The 1,771-nt window shown below is 73.7% G+C and carries 1 protein-coding gene; it reads right to left on the reverse strand.

Annotated features, from left to right (window positions below; all coding sequences use genetic code 11):
- On the reverse strand, nt 1-1,060 hold a 1,060-nt coding region (locus E4099_RS31725; RefSeq protein ID WP_135342543.1), incomplete at its 3' end, for a PP2C family protein-serine/threonine phosphatase.
- Between the last annotated feature and the right edge of the window lie 711 nt (nt 1,061-1,771).

Here is a 1,771-nt window from a genome sequence, read left to right on the forward strand (position 1 = left end):
CCACCCGGCCCTCGATCAGGCCGTCGGTGTACATCAGCAGGCTCCACTGCCCGCCCAGCTCCACCTGGCGGCGCGGCCAGCGGGCGTGCGGCAGCAGTCCGAGCGCCGGGCCGCTCGCCTCGTACGGCAGCAGCCGGGGCGGCAGTCCGCGCCGCATCGCCACCGGTGAGGGGTGGCCGGCCAGGCAGATCCCGGCGCTGCGGCCGTCCGGGGCGATGTCCACGGTGCACAGCGTCGCGAAGATCTCGTCGTCCGCGCGTTCGTGCTCCAGCACCTTCTGGAGGGTGCCCAGCAGCTCGTCCCCGCTCAGACCGGCGAAGGTCAGCGTGCGCCAGGCGATGCGCAGCGCGACTCCCAGCGCGGCCTCGTCCGGGCCGTGCCCGCAGACGTCGCCGATCATCGCGTGCACGGTGCCGTCCGCGGTGCGGACCGTGTCGTAGAAGTCGCCGCCGAGCAGGGCGCGGCTGCGCCCGGGTCGGTAGCGGGCGGCGAACCGCAGGTCGGAGCCCTCCAGCAGCGGGGTGGGCAGCAGTCCGCGTTCCAGTCGGGCGTTCTCCTGGGCGCGCAGCCGGGACTCGGTCAGCTGGCGCTGCGCGAGGTCGGCGCGTTTGCGCTCCACCGCGTAGCGGATGGCGCGGGTGAGCACCCGGTCGTTGAGTTCGTCGCGGAAGAGGTAGTCCTGAGCCCCCACCCGGACCGCCTCGGCGGCGCGCTCCGCGTCGCCCTCGGCGGTCAGCGCCAGTACCGCGTGCGCGGGGGCCATCCGCAGCACCTGGCGGAGGGCGTCCAGGTCATCGGCGCAGTCGGGACCGCGGCCGGGCAGCGCGAGGTCCAGCAGGATGCACTGCACATCGTCGGTGAGCAGGCGGGTGGCCTCGGTGAGGTTGCGGGCGGTGCGGACGCGGATCCGGTTGCCGACGCCGTCCAGCAACTCCGGGACGGTCAGCGAACCGGCCGGGTCGTCCTCGATCACCAGCAGCGAGAGCCCGCCGTCGGGCAGCGTGACCGGTCGGGTCTCCGCGGTGAGCGCCTCCCGCTGCCGTGGCACGGGTATGGACATGCTCGATCCCTTCCTCCCCCGGCTACCTTCCCCAGCTGACGCTGGGGTGCCCCAGGAGGTGCCCCCGGGCGGTGTCCCCACCTACGTTCAGGGGGCACGGACGCCCTGCCTCCCGGCTGAACGTCTGATTCCGGTATGAGACCGACCGATCCGCGCATCGGTCTCCTGGTGTTCGGGTCACTGCGTGGCGACCCTAGCGGTAGCGGCCACCGAAACGGAATGACCTCCGAGAATCAACTTCTGTCATATGCCACTACCAAACGGAAATTTGACAGAGGAAACCCTAAGGCGCGATGACCAAGCTCACGTAGCGGTCTCGCCGAGGGGCCCGAATCCCGTCCGAGGCCCCCGCCTCGGCGGGTGCGCCCGCCGGCCGGCCCCCACTGCCCGAAGGGGCAGCGGAGGAGGGAAGAACGGGGCAGGGATGTGTGCCCGGGGTGACCGGGACGGATGAGGTCGGACCGGCCCCCGCCTCAGCGGCCCCGGCCGGGTGCGGGCCGCCGCCGGGGCCACCACCGGGGCCGGGGACCGCGGACCAGAGCTGGGACCAGGAGCCCGGCGCCCGGCGCCCAGCCGGAGTCCCCTTCAGTCGACTCCCCCGCGCACCGGCCAGGACCCACTCACCCCGACCAGGGTCCACGCCCCACGTCAGACCGGGCCCCCGAACCAGACCCGCACCCGAGCCCGGCCGGACCGACCCCTCCCCGGCCC

This window comes from Streptomyces palmae, from assembly GCF_004684805.1.
In the GTDB taxonomy this organism is placed as follows: Bacteria; Actinomycetota; Actinomycetes; order Streptomycetales; family Streptomycetaceae; genus Streptomyces; species Streptomyces palmae.